The 16,168-nt window shown below is 64.2% G+C and carries 11 protein-coding genes; 4 read left to right on the top strand and 7 right to left on the bottom strand.

The window, feature by feature from the left end; all coding sequences use genetic code 11:
• Positions 1-106 precede the first annotated feature (106 nt).
• The 4 genes from EJ068_RS24215 to EJ068_RS24200 all read right to left on the bottom strand — a co-directional run bounded on the left by EJ068_RS24215 (position 107) and on the right by EJ068_RS24200 (position 7,401).
• Positions 107-3,262 (bottom strand): efflux RND transporter permease subunit, encoded by a 3,156-nt coding sequence (locus EJ068_RS24215; protein ID WP_129554905.1) that lies wholly within the window; start codon positions 3,260-3,262, stop codon positions 107-109.
• Between the two features lie 247 nt (positions 3,263-3,509).
• Positions 3,510-4,673: an efflux RND transporter periplasmic adaptor subunit gene (locus EJ068_RS24210; protein WP_127251337.1), complete on the bottom strand. Its 1,164-nt coding sequence runs from the start codon at positions 4,671-4,673 to the stop codon at positions 3,510-3,512.
• 52 nt (positions 4,674-4,725) lie between these two features.
• The gene (locus EJ068_RS24205; RefSeq protein ID WP_126078682.1) at positions 4,726-5,331 is read right to left on the bottom strand and encodes a TetR family transcriptional regulator; all 606 of its coding nucleotides are present in this window, start codon (positions 5,329-5,331) and stop codon (positions 4,726-4,728) included.
• Positions 5,332-5,760: 429 nt separating this feature from the next.
• A complete protein-coding gene (locus EJ068_RS24200; RefSeq protein WP_127251336.1) occupies positions 5,761-7,401 on the bottom strand; it encodes an acyl-CoA synthetase in 1,641 nt (546 codons plus the stop codon).
• A 202-nt stretch (positions 7,402-7,603) separates the two neighbouring features.
• Here EJ068_RS24200 and EJ068_RS24195 point away from each other — a divergent pair, with 202 nt between their 5' ends.
• The 3 genes from EJ068_RS24195 to EJ068_RS24185 all read left to right on the top strand — a co-directional run bounded on the left by EJ068_RS24195 (position 7,604) and on the right by EJ068_RS24185 (position 11,986).
• Complete coding sequence (locus tag EJ068_RS24195) at positions 7,604-8,569, top strand: sugar-binding transcriptional regulator (RefSeq protein ID WP_127251335.1); 966 nt, start codon at positions 7,604-7,606, stop codon at positions 8,567-8,569.
• Between the two features lie 81 nt (positions 8,570-8,650).
• Complete coding sequence (locus tag EJ068_RS24190; protein WP_127251347.1) at positions 8,651-10,705, top strand: bifunctional aldolase/short-chain dehydrogenase; 2,055 nt, start codon at positions 8,651-8,653, stop codon at positions 10,703-10,705.
• Between the two features lie 216 nt (positions 10,706-10,921).
• Entirely contained in the window at positions 10,922-11,986 is a 1,065-nt protein-coding gene (locus EJ068_RS24185; protein ID WP_127251334.1) for a D-alanine--D-alanine ligase family protein, read from the top strand.
• Between the two features lie 13 nt (positions 11,987-11,999).
• Here EJ068_RS24185 and EJ068_RS24180 read toward each other — a convergent pair whose 3' ends face one another.
• Positions 12,000-13,505 carry a winged helix-turn-helix domain-containing tetratricopeptide repeat protein gene (locus EJ068_RS24180; RefSeq protein ID WP_129554904.1) on the bottom strand — a complete coding sequence of 502 codons (1,506 nt, stop codon included), beginning with the start codon at positions 13,503-13,505 and terminating at the stop codon, positions 12,000-12,002.
• A 260-nt stretch (positions 13,506-13,765) separates the two neighbouring features.
• On the opposite strand from EJ068_RS24180, the gene EJ068_RS24175 reads away from it, so the two are divergent.
• Complete coding sequence (locus tag EJ068_RS24175; RefSeq protein ID WP_245463213.1) at positions 13,766-13,999, top strand: DUF1127 domain-containing protein; 234 nt, start codon at positions 13,766-13,768, stop codon at positions 13,997-13,999.
• A gap of 77 nt (positions 14,000-14,076) precedes the next feature.
• Here EJ068_RS24175 and EJ068_RS24170 read toward each other — a convergent pair whose 3' ends face one another.
• Together EJ068_RS24170 and EJ068_RS24165 are read right to left on the bottom strand one after the other, a co-directional pair.
• On the bottom strand, positions 14,077-15,129 hold the full coding sequence (locus tag EJ068_RS24170) for a substrate-binding domain-containing protein (RefSeq protein ID WP_127251332.1): 1,053 nt from the start codon (positions 15,127-15,129) through the stop codon (positions 14,077-14,079).
• A 41-nt stretch (positions 15,130-15,170) separates the two neighbouring features.
• A complete protein-coding gene (locus tag EJ068_RS24165) occupies positions 15,171-16,166 on the bottom strand; it encodes an ABC transporter permease (protein WP_127386282.1) in 996 nt (331 codons plus the stop codon).
• Positions 16,167-16,168: the final 2 nt, after the last annotated feature.

Here is a 16,168-nt window from a genome sequence, read left to right as displayed (position 1 = left end):
CCGATGGCGGATGATCCAAGGTTGCCACCTTATCGTTGGAGCATGATCTCTTTTGAACCGAAGGTCAGCGCAGCAAAAACCGCTATGCACTTTTCGGGATCATGCATTATTCCGCGGCCAGTGCCAGCTGCGGCCGTTCGATGCCTTCGATCTTCTCCGGCTCCGGCGCCTGCTCGTCGGTCTTGGCCTTCTTCGGCGCACGGCCGAAGAACAGCGCGTAGCCGGCCGGCAGCACCAGGATGGTGAGCACGGTCGCGACCAGGATGCCGCCCATCATGGCGTAGGCGAGCGGTCCCCAGAAGACGGCGCGCGAGATCGGGATCAGCGCCAGCACGGCGGTCAGCGCCGTCAGCATGATCGGCCGGAAGCGGCGCACCGCCGCACCCACGATCGCTTCCGATCGGTCCATGCCTGCCGCGATGTCCTGATCGATCTGGTCGACCAGGATGATCGAGTTGCGCATGATGATGCCGAGCAGCGCGATGACGCCGAGGATGGCGACGAAGCCGAAGGGCGCGCCGCTGATCAGCAGCGCCGCGGCGGCGCCGATGATGCCGAGCGGACCTGTGGCGAGCACCAGCATCGACTTGCCGAAATGCTGCAGCTGGACCATCAGCAGCACGACGATGATGGCCAGCATGATCGGCGCCTTGGCGGCGATCGAAGCCTGGCTCTCGGCCGAATCCTCGGCGCCGCCCTGGATCTCGATCTTGTAGCCGGGCGCTAGGCCGGCGCGCAGGTCCTTCATGTCGTTGTACATCTTGGTGACGACGTCGTTCGACTGCACGCCGTCCGGCAACGTGGCGCGCACGCTGATCGTCGGCAGGCGGTCGCGTCGCCATTCGACGCCCTGCTCCATGACCGGCACGACCTTGGCCACCTGCGAGAGCGGCACCGAGCCGCCGAAGTCGGTTGGGATGTAGACGGAGTCGACCGTAGACAGGAGATGGCGGGTCGCCTCCGGCTCGCGGGCGACGATCGACACCGTCTCCTCGCCGTCGCGGAAGTCGTCGAGCGCCGCGCCGGACATGGTGGCCTGCAGCACCTGGCGGATGCGCTGCGAGGTTACGCCAAGGGCGCGAGCACGATCCTGGTCGATCACCAGCTTCATTGCCGGCACCGTTTCCAGCCAATCGTCATGGATGGCGCCGAGCAGCGGGTTGGCCTGGAACTTCGCCTTCACCTCGTCGGCGATGCGGCGCACCTCCTTGCGGTCCGGACCCATGATGCGCATCTGCACGGGCCAGCCCGTCGGCGGTCCAAGGAACAGGCGGTCGACCTTGCCGCGGATCGAGGGGAAGTCCTTGGCGAGGATGCCGCGCATCTTGACGATCAGCCGCTCGCGCGCCGGCTCGTCCTTGGCCATCACCAGGAGCTGGGCGAAGTTGGGATTCCTGAGCTGCTGGTCGAGGGGCAGGAAGAAGCGCGGGGCACCTTCGCCGATATAGGTGGCGATGAAGCGCTTGTCGGGATCGTCCATCATTTTCGCTTCCAGCGCCTTGGCCTGGTTCTCGACCTCCTTGATCGAGGTGCCTTCCGGCAGCCAGAGATCGACGAGGATTTCCGGACGCGAGGATTGCGGGAAGAAATTCTGCGGGATGAACTGGAAGGCCCACAGGCTGGTGGCGAAGGTGACCAGGGTCATCACCAGAACGATGATGCGGTGGCGCACGGCCCAGGCGACCGTCGCCCGCAGGCGGCGGTAGAAGCCAGTGTCGAAGACATCGTGGTGGGTGCCGGCATGCTTGCGCTGCTTGAGGATCATGTAGCCCAGCCACGGCGTGAAATAGACCGCGACGAACCACGACACGATCAGCGCGATGCCGACGACATAGAACAGCGTGCGCACATATTCGCCGGCAGTGGATGCCGCGAAGCCGACCGGGATGAAGCCCGCCGTGGTGATCAGCGTTCCAGTGAGCATCGGGAAGGCGGTCGATGTATAGGCGAAGCTCGCCGCCTCGATCTTGACCAGCCCTTCCTCGAGCTTTCGTTCCATCATCTCGACGACGATCATGGCGTCGTCAACCAGGAGACCGAGCGCGATGATCAAAGCGCCGAGCGAGATGCGCTGCAGGTCGATGCCGATCTCGTACATGATGGCGAAGGTGGCGGCCAGAACCAGCGGGATGGCGATGGCGATCACCAGGCCCGAGCGCCAGCCGATCGACAGCAGCGACACGGCGAGCACGATGAGCAGCGCTTCGCCGAGCGCTTCCATGAATTCGCTCACCGCGTCCTTGACCACCTCCGGCTGATCCGAGATCTGGTCGACCGAAACGCCGTAGGGCAGCCCGGCCTCGAAGCGCTGGTAGGTCGCCTCGACATCCTTGCCGACGTCCCTGACGTTGAAACCCTTGGCCATGACGACGCCGACCTGGACGCTCTCATGGCCGTTGAAACGGTATTTGCGCTCATAAGGGTCTTCGAGACCGGACGAGACGGTGGCGATATCGCCGAGACGCGTCACCTGGTTGCCGGAGCGCAGCCTGAGCTCGCGGATGTCCGCGGCCTTGGTGACGTCGCCCTCGACCGAGATGCGCACCGAGCGCAGGCCGGTGTCGACCGAGCCCGCCGGATCGACAGCGTTCTGCCCCTTCACGGCGTTCTGCAAGTCGACGATGGTCAGGCCGCGCTCGGCCAGCGCCTTGGACGAGACGTCGATATAGATCTTCTCCGGCTGGTCGCCGATGATGACGGCCTTTTCGACGCCGGGCGTCGTCAGCAGCATATCGCGCGCCTGGATGGCGAACTTCTTCAGCTCCGGATAGGTGAAGCCGTCGCCGCTGATCGAATGCAAGGTGATGAAGGTGTCGCCGAACTCGTCGTTGAAATACGGACCGAGCAGGCCTTGCGGCAACTCATTGGAAATGTCGCCGACCTTCTTGCGCACCTGATAGAAGGCGTCCTTCACCTCCTCGGCATTGGTGTCGCCTTTCACCTGCAGCATGATGATGGTGCTGCCGGCACGCGTGTAGGAGCGCACGAAATCGAGATGCGGCGTTTCCTGCAGCTTGCGCTCGATCTTGTTGACGACCTGGTCCTCCATGTCCTGGATCGAGGCGCCGGGCCAGATCGCCTGCACCACCATGATGCGGAAGGTGAAGTCCGGGTCTTCCTTCTGGCCCATGCGCATCAGGCCCATCGCGCCGGCCAGGATGATCAACCCGAACAGGAAGCGCGCGATGCTCGGATGTCCGATCGCCCAGCGCGAGAGATTGAAGGGGCGCTTTTCAGTGCTGCTGTCGGTCGTGGTGGTCATGGCGCAAGTCCAGTCCAATTGGCCGGCAATGCATAGCTGGCATTGCCCGTGAATTCTCGGTCGGGTTTCCGGGCGGCGAGACCCTCAAGCGGAGAGAGACTCGCAAATCGCGCTGGACGCGGCACTGCCGCGGGGGGAGCCAACATGCCGGCATCCCGCGATCGGGTGTTCGCCGCCCGGAACCCATGCCCTTCCCCGGCTCGCGGCTCGAAGCAGCGAGAGCGGGAAAGGCGTCTGTTACGCCTGGCTAGTGCAGGCTGCCGGTGGTTGCGACATCCTCTGCCGCCGAGGCGGATTGCTGGGCGTCGCCGGAAAGCTTGACCTTCAGGTTTTCGGTCATGAACTGGGTGCCTGCCGCGACCACGACATCGCCCTGTTTCAGGCCGTCGGCCACGGTGACGCCGTCGGCGGTGAAGTTGGCGACCTTGATCGGGCGCGGATGCACGGTGTCGGAGGCGCGGTCCACCGTCCAGACGATCTGCTTGCCGTCCTTTTCGGTCATCGCGGTGAGCGGGATCGAGACGAGCTCAGCCTTGCTGCCGACGATCGCCTGGACATTGGCGGTCATGCCGAGCAGCACGCGGGGATCGTTGGGCAGCGAGACCCGGACGGCGAAGGTGCGCGACTGCGGATCGGCGCTGCCGGCGACCTCGCGGACCTTGCCGTCAAGGGTGAGCCCTTCGTCAGACCAGAAGCTCGCCTTGACCTCCTTGCCAGGCTTGAAGCCGGCGATATCCATCTCCGGCACCGCGATGGACACTTCCTTCTCGCCGTCGACCGCGACGGTCATCACCGGCGTGCCGGCGGCGACCACCTGGCCGACATCGGCGGAGATGGCGGTGACGATGCCGTTCCTGCTGGCTTTCAGATCGGCGTATTGAACCTGGTTCTGCGCCTGGGCCAGAGTCGAACGAGCGGCGTCGCGGGTCGCCACGGCCTGGTCGTAGGTCAGCCGCGCCTGGTCGAGCTGCGACTTCGGCGCGAAATTCTTGGCATAGAGTTGCTCGGCGCGCTTCCTGGCAAGGTCGACGGTCTCGACCTGGCGCTCGGCCGCGTCGAGGCTGGCCGCGGCGCTCTTCACCGACAATTCGTAATCGGCCGGATCGATGCGGGCGAGCACGTCGCCCTCATCCACGTGCTGACCGATGTCGACCAGGCGCTCGGTGACCTTGCCGGCGATGCGGAAGCCGAGATTCATCTCGGTGCGGGCGCGCACCGAACCGGAATAGTCAAGCTGACGGGTGGTCTGCGCCTCGCCGATCTCGACCACCTTGACCGGCCGGACGACCTCCTGGACGACCTCGGCCTTCTCCTGGCTGCAGCCGGCAAGGCCAAGCACTGCTGCGATAACGGCGGCGGTTGGGAGGCCGGCGGCCGGCAGCTTGCGGAGGATGGAATTGGACAAAGACACCTTAGCACTCCCGAACTGGAGATGATCGTCGACCGCACCCGGCGGGCGGCTTCTATTTCAAGGCTCTGATGGCGTAGTCGATAAGTTCGTCGGGCATCGCCCGGTTGGTCTTTGCAAGGCACTGCGCCACCATCTGCGGATGGCATAGAATGATGGTCGCGGCGCCGAAGCAGCGCGAGGCCGTCTCGGGATCCTGTTCCCTGAACTCGCCGGCCTCGATGCCCTCGCGGATCACTTCGGCGAAGAGGTCGTGGATGCTGTTGACATGCTTGTCGATGACGCCCCAGTCGCGTTCCAGCGCGACGATGACCATCTCATGCACCTTCTCCTGGTCGAGCATGACCTCCAGCGTCATCTTGTACTGGGCATGGATGTAGCGCCGCAGCCGTTCCTCGGCGCTGATCGGCAGGTGCATGATCTCATAGGCCATCTTGTAGCTGGCGCCGAGCATGCGGCCGCAGACGGCCTGGTGGATTTCGACCTTGGAGGCAAAGAAACGATAGATGTTGGCCGGCGACATGCCGAGCTCGCGGGCGATGTCGGCGACGTTGGTCTTGCCGTAGCCATAGTGACGGAACAGCCGCTCGGCGCAGTCGAGAATGCGGGTCACATTCTCCTGTCTGGTGGGGTCTGCCACGATGTTAGCGGCTTCGGACATGGCGCTTTCGGTTTGACGAGTGACGAATTTCAATTTTCGTTAGTCGTAAAACGAAAGCATCGAGGAGTCAACGCGAAATCGACGTACGCGTATAATTGGTGACAGATGGTGACAGTTGCGAGGGCCGGCGTTGACGATTAGCCATTGGCGCCGGAGGCGTCGTCATCCGCGGGCGGAGCAAGGAGCGAAGCGACGCGCGCAGACCCGAGGATCCATTCCGTGACGTAGGCCGAAGAACGAAGGCGGATCAAGGTTACGACGATATCGTCGCTGACGGCTACTCTCAACCGCCGGAGCGCGGCCGCATGGTCACGGCATGGATCCTAGGGTTTCCGCGACGTCGCTTCGCTCCTTGCTCCGCCCGTGGATGACGAAGTCGCAGTTGCTAGCGCAAGCTGTCGACGTCGCGGTCATGGCGGGAGGAGCGTACTACGCCCCCTTCGCCATTTCCCTCAACCTGAACTTCTGGATCTTGCCCGTGGACGTCTTCGGGATTTCCGCAAACACCACCGCCTTGGGCACCTTGAAACGCGCCAGCAGCCCCCGGCAATGCTCGATGATCTCGGCTTCGGTCGCGCTCTTGCCCGGCTTCAATTCGACATAAGCGACCGGCACCTCGCCCCATTTCTCGTCCGCGCGCGCAACGACGCCGCAGGAGGCAACCGACGAATGCTTGTAGAGCGCGTCCTCGACCTCGATGGAGGAGATGTTCTCGCCGCCCGAGATGATGATGTCCTTGGAGCGGTCCTTCAGCTGGATATAGCCGTCGGGGTGCATGACGCCGAGGTCGCCGGAATGGAACCAGCCGCCGGCGAAGGCCTCGTCGGTCGCCTTCCGGTTCTTCAGATAGCCCTTCATGACGATGTTGCCGCGGAACATGACCTCGCCAATGGTCTCGCCGTCGGCCGGCGTCTCCGCCATCGTCTCGGGGTCCATGATCGTCAGCCCTTCCAGCGCGGCATAGCGCACGCCCTGGCGCGCTTTCTTCGCCGTCCTCGGCCCCTTCTCCAGCGCGTCCCACTCATTGTGCCATTCGTTGACGACGGCCGGGCCGTAGGTCTCGGTCAGGCCGTAGAGATGGGTGACGGCAAAGCCGGCGTCGGCCATGCCGGCAAGCACAGCTTCCGGCGGCGGCGCGGCGGCGGTGTTGAAGGTCACGGTCTGCGGGAACTGGCGCTTGTCCTCGTCCTTCGCGTTGATCAGCACCGACATGACGATCGGCGCGCCGCACAGATGGGTCACGCCGTGATCGGCGATCGCGTCATATATCGGCTCCGCCCGCACCCAGCGCAGGCAGACATGGGTGCCGGCCTGGACGGCAAGTGTCCAGGGGAAACACCAGCCGTTGCAGTGAAACATCGGCAGCGTCCACAGATAGACCGCGTGCCTGGCCATGCCGGCATGGATGGTGTTGGTGTAGGCCATCAGGGCGGCACCACGATGATGGTAGACGACGCCCTTCGGGTTGCCGGTGGTGCCGGACGTGTAGTTGAGCGAGATGGCGTCCCATTCGTCGTCCGGCATCGACCATGCGAACGCCTCGTCGCCCGCGGCGACGAAGTCCTCATAGTCGAGCACGCCGATCCGCTCGCCCTTCGGGTAGGGAGCATCGGCGGCATAATCGGGATCATCATAGTCGATGATCAATGGCTTGGCCTTGGCCAACGCCAAGGCCTCCTTGACCACGCCCGAGAATTCGCGGTCGACGATCAGCACCTTCGAGTCGGCATGATCGAGCTGAAAGGCGATGATGGCGGCGTCGAGGCGGGTATTCAGGGAATGCAACACCGCCTTCACCATCGGCACGCCGAAATGCGCTTCCAGCATCGGCGGCGTGTTGGAGAGCATCACTGTCACCGTGTCGCCCTTGCCGATGCCGTGCCGCGCAAGCGCCGAGGCAAGCTTCAGCGAGCGGCACCAGAACTCGCGATAGGTGATGCGCTGGCTGCCATGGATGATAGCGACATGGTCGGGATAGGTCTTGGCCGTGCGCTCAAGGTAAGTGAGTGGCGTCAGCGGCTGGTAATTGGCGGCGTTCCTGTCGAGATCCTGTTCGTAGGGATTGGCCATCCCGTTCTCCCCAAAGTTCTTTTCGAACCTTCTAACCTCAGGCCCGCTGTCACGCTATCCCTCCGAATAGCTGAAAATGCTATGATCCGGTCGCTTGACAGAACGGCGATCCACGCTGAGCCGTGCCGACAGGTAAACGCCTCCGCTCACTCAGGTTTGACTTTTGTCGAGAGCCGTGACTAATGTCAGCCAGGGAGGCGGCATGGCGATCAGACCGGCAGAACAGCTCATCCACAAGGCCGCCTGGCTTTACTATGCGCATGGCCTTCGCCAGGACGAAGTGGCGAGCCAGCTCAACATTTCGCGGGCCTCGGTCGCCATGTATCTGCGCAAGGCGCGCGAGACCGGCATCGTCAACATCACGACCTCGACGCAGCTCTTCACCGACGATGTCATGGCACGCAAGGTTGAAGACGCCTTCGGGCTCGACGCCGTCTGGATCGCGCCCGAAAATGCCTATCTCGCCGATCCCTCAACCGACATCGCGGTGCTCGCGGCCAGCGTCTTTCTCGAGCTGGTGAAGAAGGGCGACCGCATCGGCGTCGCCTGGGGCCGCACCGTTTACACCATAGCCGACATCATGTCCTTCGCCGACCTGCAGGATGTCACCGTGGTGCAGCTCTGCGGCAATCTCGGCGCGCCCTATTCCTATCGGCCCGACCAGTGCACGATGGAGATCGCGCGACGGCTCAACGCCAAGGGCCTGAACTTCTATGCGCCGCTGGTGCTGTCGACGGAAGAGCTGGCGAAGAGCCTGCGCGCCGAGCCGGTGATCCGCGACCAGCTCGCCGGCATCGCCGACTGCGATCTGGCGCTCTATTCCGTCGGCGCGGTCGACGCCGACAGCCATCTGGTGAAATGTGGCGCGCTGGCGCCGGCCGAGATGGAGGCGCTGCGCAGCCAGGGTGCGGCCGGCGTCATCGCCGGGCAGATCATCGACGCCAGGGGCGAGGTGCTCGACTGCAGCTACAACCGGCGCGTCATCTCCGCCGCGCTCGCCTCGCTGCGCGCCATCGAGAAGCGGCTGATGGTGGTGCAGGAAGATACGAAGTTCGAGCCGCTGCTTGCGGCCATCGCCGGCGGGCTCTGCACGCATCTGGTGATCGGCGCGCATATGGCCGAGCGCCTGCTCCAATACGCCGAGGCGGCAACCAAGAAGGCCTCTTAGAAACCACCCTCGCCGCTTCTGTCATAAAGGCGTCGCGGCTTTCTGTTCATGAGCAAAAAGACGAGTATCGGACGCAACGACATGAAGAACCTTTGGAACGACGCCGACGCGGAGAAGATGGTTGCCGACTACGCCAAGAAGGGCGTCGGCGGCGACCTTGCGCTGCGCGTCTACACGACCCGCCTGCTCGGCGGCGAGCCGAGGCTGGTGCTGCATGGCGGCGGCAACACGTCCTGCAAGACCAAGGCCACCGATCTCCTCGGCGACGAATGGGACGTGCTCTGCGTCAAGGGCAGCGGCTGGGACATGGCCGTCATCGAGCCGCAAGGCCTGCCGGCGGTGAAGATGGGCGCGCTGCTCAAGGCGCGCGCGCTGGACAAGCTTTCCGACGAGGACATGGTGGCGCTGCAGCGCTCCAACCTGATCGATCCGTCCTCCCCCAACCCGTCGGTCGAAACGCTGCTGCACGCCTTCCTGCCGCACAAATTCGTCGACCACACGCATTCGACCGCGATCCTGGCCATCGTCGACCAGGAAAACAGCAAGCCGCTGATCAAGGCCGTGTTCGGCGACAGACTAGGTTACGTGCCCTATATCAAGCCGGGTTTCGACCTCGCCAAGGTGGCGGCGGAAGTGTTCGACGCCGACCCGAGCGTCGAGGGTTTGATCCTCGACAAGCACGGCATCTTCACCTTCGGCGACGATGCCAAGCAGGCCTATGACCGCATGATCCATTATGTGAATGTCGCCGAGGAGTATGTCGCCAGGAACGGCAAGCCGCGGGCGGCCAAGGCGGCGCTGCCCGCAAAGCTCGCCAAGCCGAGCGACATCGCGCCGACGCTGCGTGGCGCGGTTGCCGTGGCGCGCGGCGAAGGCCGCTTCGATCGCATGATCAGCGACTTCCGCACTTCGGACGCTATCGTCGATTTCATCAATTCGGCCAAGATCGTGGAGTTGGCCGGCCGCGGCGTGTCGACGCCCGATTTGTCGATCCGCATCAAGACCGGGCCGATGGCGGTGCCGGCGCCGGACGCTGACAAGCTCGGCGACTACAAGGCCGTGGTGCGCAGCCATGTCGAGGTGTTCGTCAAGGACTACACCGCCTATTTCGAGACCAATGACGCGCTCGACGACGTCAAGCGCACCATGCTCGACCCGATGCCGCGCCTGACGCTGGTGCCGGGTCTCGGCATGTTCGGCCATGGCCGCACGCTGAAGGATGCCAGGATCGCCTCCGATGTCGGCGAGATGTGGATCGAGGCGGTGCGCGGCGCCGAGGCTATCGGCAATTTCCATCCGCTCTCCAAGGCCGATCTCTTTCCGCTCGAATACTGGTCGCTGGAGCAGGCCAAGCTTGCCTCCAACAAGCCGAAGCCGCTGACCGGCCAGGTGGTTCTGATCACCGGCGGTGCCGGCGCCATCGGCGCCGCGACGGCAAAGCTGTTCGCCGCCAATGGCGCGCATGCCGTCCTTGTCGATCTCGACGCCGATAAAGCCGCGGACGCGGCCAAGGCTGCCGGCAACAACTCGATCGGCGTCGGCGCCGACATCACCAAGCCGGCCGAGATGCGCGCCGCCTTCGACAAGGCGATCGCGGTCTATGGCGGCGTCGACATTCTGGTCTCGAACGCGGGAGCCGCCTGGGAAGGCCGTATCGGCGAGCTCGACGACGCCACTTTGCGCAAGAGCTTCGAGCTCAATTTCTTCGCCCACCAGTCGGCGGCGCAGAACGCGGTGCGCATCATGCTGGAACAGGGCACGGGCGGCGTGCTGCTCTTCAATACCTCGAAGCAGGCGATCAATCCTGGCCCGAAATTCGGCGCCTACGGCATCCCGAAGGCGGCGACCCTGTTCCTGTCGCGCCAGTACGCCCTGGATTACGGCGCCTATGGGATCCGCTCCAACGCGGTCAACGCCGACCGCATCCGCTCCGGCCTTCTCACCGACGCCATGATCGCCAGCCGTTCCGGCGCGCGCGGCGTGTCGGAGAAGGAATACATGTCCGGCAATCTGCTCGGGCAGGAAGTGACGGCCGACGACGTGGCGCAGGCCTTCCTGCACCAGGCGCTGGCCGAACGTACCACGGCCGATGTGACCACCGTCGACGGCGGCAACATCGCGGCGGCGCTGCGGTGAGGACGCTGTCAGAGCGGTTCATCGCTCTCACAACGATGAACTGCCTCTTCGTGTTGAAGCGTTTCCCAGGAGAAAACCGTTTCGCAGCTTCTGCTGAAAAACTGCTTCAACCGGTCAAAGTCCCACTCCAATCCTTCCATACTACTGGAAGGGCTGAAGGGGATTAGCTGGTGTTTCGCATGCGAGCTCCAACCCTGATCATTGGTGGAGTTGTCGATGCCCGCAAAAAGACTTCGTATCGGTGTGCTGTTCGGCGGACGCTCCGCCGAGCATGAGGTGTCGCTGCTTTCGGCGGCCAACGTCATGGCCGCGCTTGACCCGGCGAAATACGATGCCGTTCCGATCTTCGTCACGCGCGAAGGACTGTGGCTGCTGAGCAGCTTCGAGAACGGCGCGCTGGCGACGCCGTCGGTTGGCACGCAGCTCTGCCTGGTGCCGGGCGGGCATGGGCGGATGCTCGCGATCCCTACCGGCCGCGCACCCCACGACCTGCCCGCCATAGATATCTTGTTTCCGGTGCTGCACGGCCTGCATGGCGAGGACGGCGCGGTGCAGGGACTGGCCGAGGTGGCGCGCGTGCCGCTCGCCGGCTGCGGCATCCTCGGCTCCGCTACGGCGCTCGACAAGGACATCGCCAAGCGGCTGCTGAAGGCGGCGGGAGTGCCCGTCGCACGGTCGGTGACGATCGACGAGGGCGCGGTGCTTTCGCTTGCCGAACTGGAAGACCGGCTCGGGCTGCCGCTGTTCATCAAGCCGGCGCGGCAGGGCTCGTCGGTCGGCGTCGCCAAGGTCAATGCCAGCCAGGAATTTGACCGGGCCCTCGCGGAGGCGTTCCAGCACGACAGCAAGCTGCTGGCGGAGGAATTCGTTCGTGGCCGCGAGATCGAATTCAGCGTGCTGGAGAGTCCCTCGGGCGAACTCTTCGTCTCGCGTCCAGGCGAGATCGTGCCTGCGGAGAGCCACGGCTTCTACAACTACAACGCCAAATATATCGACGAGAACGGCGCTGCCTTGATCGTGCCGGCCGAGCTGCCGCCGGAGGTGGAGGAAACCATGCGCGACACGGCGGCAAAGGCGTTCAGGGCGCTCGGCTGCGACGGCATGGCCCGCGTCGATTTCTTCCTGATGCCGGACATGACTTTCCTGATCAACGAGCTCAACACCATTCCGGGCTTCACCAATATCAGCATGTACGCCAAGGCGATGGCGGCGAGCGGCGTCAGCTATCCGGAGGTCATCGACCGGCTGGTGACGCATGGGCTGGCGCGCGCCGGCCGGTGAGGTTACGCCGTCCTCACTCCGGCAGCCCTGCCTTCCTGAACCCGTCGACGAAGTGCTCAAGCGTCGCGTCGTCGCGGAACGGCTCCGTGTCGACCCAGCGCTGGGTCGAGAAATGCGGATTGCCGACGAGGAACAGCGCGACCTCGGTCCGGGCCTCGTCGAGGCGGCCGAGTTGAGCAAGCGCTGCCGCCAGGAAGCGGCGTGAGCTGGTGCGGTAGGTCTCGTCGCGGCGCAGTGTCTCGACGGCGGCTTCGTAGTCACGGGCCGCATATTGCGCCTGGCCGAGCGTCAGATAATACCAACTCGGCGGAAAGGGATTCAGCCGGAACGCCTTGCGGATGTGCTCGAGACTCAAGTCCACCTGGCCGGCCAGCACCTCGAAGTCAGACAATGTCGCCCAGATATCCGCCTCGTTCGGATCGAGCTCGATCGCCTTGGCGAACTCAATCTCGGCCTGCTCGAAATCGCGTTCATAGGCAAGCAGATTGGCGAGCACCCAGCGGCAGCCAGCGTCGTTGGGGTCGATCGCCACCGCCTTGCGCGCCAATTCCAGGGACGTGCTGCGGGCAGGCTCGAACGCCTCGCCCCAATGCACCCAGCCCATCCAGTGGTTCATCGCAAGCCAGCGATACGCCTCGGCATAGTCCGGATCGAGCGAGATGGCGCGCGTCAGCATCAGATGCGCCTCGCGCGCCATCTGTGGGGACTCGTCGAACGATTTGCGAGCCCGCACGACGAGATCATAGGCTTCCAGATTCCTGGGCCGGTTGCGGGCCGGCGGCGCGCGCAGCCGCCCGAGCAGCGCCTCGACGATCTTGGCGGTAGCCTCATCCTGAACGGCGAAGATGTCTTCCACGCCGCGATCGAACCGCTCGGCCCATAGATGCTTGCCGCTCAGCGCGTCGATCAGCTGGGCGTTGATGCGCACGCGCCCCGCGGCGCGCCTGGCGCTGCCCTCCAGCAGATAGCGCACGCCGAGCTCGCCGGCGATGGCGCGCACGTCCATCGCTTTGCCCTTGTAGGCAAAGACCGAATTGCGCGCGATGACGAACAGGCCAGGAATCCGCGAGAGGTCGGTGATCAGGTCTTCGGTCAGGCCGTCGGCGAAAGACTCCTGCTCGGGATCGTTGCTCAGATTGATGAAGGGCAGCACGGCGATCGACGGTTTGTCGGGCAGCGGCAAGGGCTTGCGCGTGGCGTCGGCCTGTTCGACGGTACCGGTGAAGCGATAGCCGACACGCGGCACCGTGGCGATCCACTCGCCACCACCGGCCGCCGGACCGAGCAGCTTGCGCAATTGCGCGATCTGGACGGTGAGATTGCCTTCCTCTACCGCCGTGCCCGGCCAGGCCGCGTCCATCAGCTCGGCTTTGGCCAGGATTTCGCCTGGACGCGCGACGAGGGCCTCGAGCAGCTTCAGCCCGCGATGGCCGGCGGCAACGGGAACATCGCCCCGAAGCAGCGTTCCCGCGCCGGGATCAAACACGAATGGTCCGAAAGCAAAGCGCGATCCCTGCATGCGGCGATCTATAGAGCAATTCCAGGAAAAGTGTGAGCGGTTAAGTTCGGCGTCTTCGCCGTAACCTTCCGCCCGGAATTGCGTAAAAACAAAGGGATAGACGGGTTCGCCGTTTCGGTGAAACGGCGAACCCGTCTATCCGATTTGGAAGTTTTGAGAACTATTTGGGAGGGCTTAATTACGCCGCTCGCCGCCTGCGGCACAGTGCAATCTCAATCAGGTCGAGGGCCTTTGGAACCCTCATTTCAATGGAGGTTGCCATGAACGACAGCTTTGCTTTTTCCACATGTCTGGCACCGGCAATGCACACGGGCCGGCGGCGCTATCGCCTGGCAGCCTTGCGCAGCCTCATCGCGGAGCACCGCAAGCAGGCCTATTTTCGCTTCGAGCTCAAGCGGATGGCGAGGGACAATCCGCATCTGATCGACGATATCGGGCTGACGAAAAAAGAGGTCGAGGCCGAGATCGCCAAACTGCCCTTCTGGCAGCGGTGAGGCCGCAACAGCAGCCCTCACAAAGACAGAGAGCGGCCCGCTGGACCGCTCTCTTCATTTCGTGACTGCCTGAGACCTTACTTGGCGTTGGGGTTCGGCATCCAGGCCGGCATCGCGACATCGGCATGGGCGAATTGCGGCAGCTTGGCCGACAGGTCTTCCATGTTCTTGATGTCCTTGTCGATCAGCTCCTTCTGGGTGATCAGCGTCGGCGGCACGATGACGTTGTGGCCGGGATCCTCGCCGGCGAGCAGCTGCGCCAACGCGCGCACCGAGACCTGGCCGACGACGGCCGGGTTGGTGGCGGCGGTGGCGGCCCAGGCGCTGTCGGGCTCGCGCATTGCGGCGATGTCCGAGGTCGAGATGTCGGCCGAGTAGATCTTGATGCCCTTGTTCAGGCCCGCCTCGTCGACGGCGATCTTCACGCCCTTGGCGAACTCGTCATAGGGCGCGAACATCACCTTGATATCGGGATGCGCCTGCAGCACGGAACGCGCCTGGTTGGCGACGGAGTTGGCGATCGGGTTGTCGAGCGTGCCGAACTGGGCGACCTCGCTGATGCCTGAATATTTCTTCTTCACATCCACCCAGGTTTCGTTGCGGCGGTCGAGCGGGGCGATGCCGGCGACATAGACATAGCCGGCCTTCCAGCTCTCGCCATTGTCCTTGACCGCCTGCTCGAGCGCCAGCTTGGCGAGATCCTTGTCCGACTGCTCGACCTGCGGGATCTTCGGGTTTTCGACATTGACGTCGAAGGCGACGACCTTGATGCCGGCGTCGACCGCGCGCTGGGCGGCGTCCTTCATCGATTCCGTCAGGCCGTGCTGGATGATGATGCCCTGTACGCCGAGCGCGATCGCCTGGTCGACCATGTCGGCCTGGAGCGCGGCGTCCTGGCGGCTGTCCAGCACGCGCAGGTCGACGCCGAGGGCCTTCCCCTGCGCCTCGACGCCGGAGAGATAGGCCTGGAAGAAGTCACCGGTCGAGAGATAACGCACCAGCGCGATCTTGACGCCGGGCTTGTCGAACGGCGCCGGGCGGTCCGCCGCCAACGCCGTTCCCTGCATCAGCAGCGCCGCGCCGGCGAGGCCGAGTGCCGCCTTCCCCAAAAGTCTCCTTGTGATGCTCACTTTTTCCTCCGTTTGTGTTCTCATCAATGTCCCGGTCGCAACTATCTCTTGCCCCTGCCGGAAAGGGCGAAGGTGAAGACAAGGGCGACGACGAGCACCGCGCCCTTGACGAAATCCTGCGTGTAGTAAGGAGCGTTCATCATCGTCAGGCCTTGCAGCAGGACGCCGACGAACACCGCGCCGACGGCGGTGCCGAAGGCGTTGGGCTTGGCGGCGCCGAGCACCGCGTAGCCGATGAGCGCCGCGGCGACTGCGTCGAGCAACAGATTATTACCCGAGGCGATGTCGCCGCGTCCAAGCCGCGCGGCGAGCAAAATCCCACCGATCGAGGCAAAAACTCCCGAAATGACATAGGCCCAGATTTTGTATGCCTTGACAGGCGCGCCGGCGAGCTCGGCCGCCCTTTCATTGCTGCCGACGGCATACATCATGCGGCCGAAACGGGTGTATTCGAGGAAGAACCAGATCAGCAGCGCGAGCACCACCAGCACCACCACAGAGACCGGGATCAGGTTCGGGATGAAGAAGTCGATGCGGTGGCGGCCGAGCGCCAGGAAGGCTTCGGAGAACTTGCCGTTGGCGACCGAGCCATCGGGCATGGTCATGCCGGTGGCGATCGAGCGGCCTTCCGTCGGGATGCGCTGCAGGCCGAGCAGCAGGAACATCATGCCAAGCGTCGCGAGCAGGTCGGGCACGCGCATAAAGACGATCAGCCAGCCATTGATCAGGCCGACGATGACGCCGATGACCAGGCAGGAGATCACCGCGACGATGGCGTTCTGCTCCAGCACGACCATGGCATAGGACGCCGCCATCATGGCGCTTGTGGCGACCGAGCCGATCGACAGGTCGAAACCGCCGACGACCAACGTCGCGGTGACGCCGAGCGCCAGCACGCCGGTAATGGCCACCGATTGGAAGATAAAGACCGCGCTCTGCGGCGAAACGAAACCGTCGGCAGCGATCGCGAAATAGGCGATCAACCCGACCAGCAGGACGATGAAGCCGTAGCGGATGGCATAGTCGCGCAATGTCATCG

This window comes from Mesorhizobium sp. M2A.F.Ca.ET.043.02.1.1 (assembly GCF_003952405.1).
Lineage (GTDB): Bacteria > Pseudomonadota > Alphaproteobacteria > Rhizobiales > Rhizobiaceae > Mesorhizobium.
The sequence above is the reverse complement of the archived record's forward strand: the minus strand, read 5'-3'. Positions and strand labels throughout refer to the sequence as shown.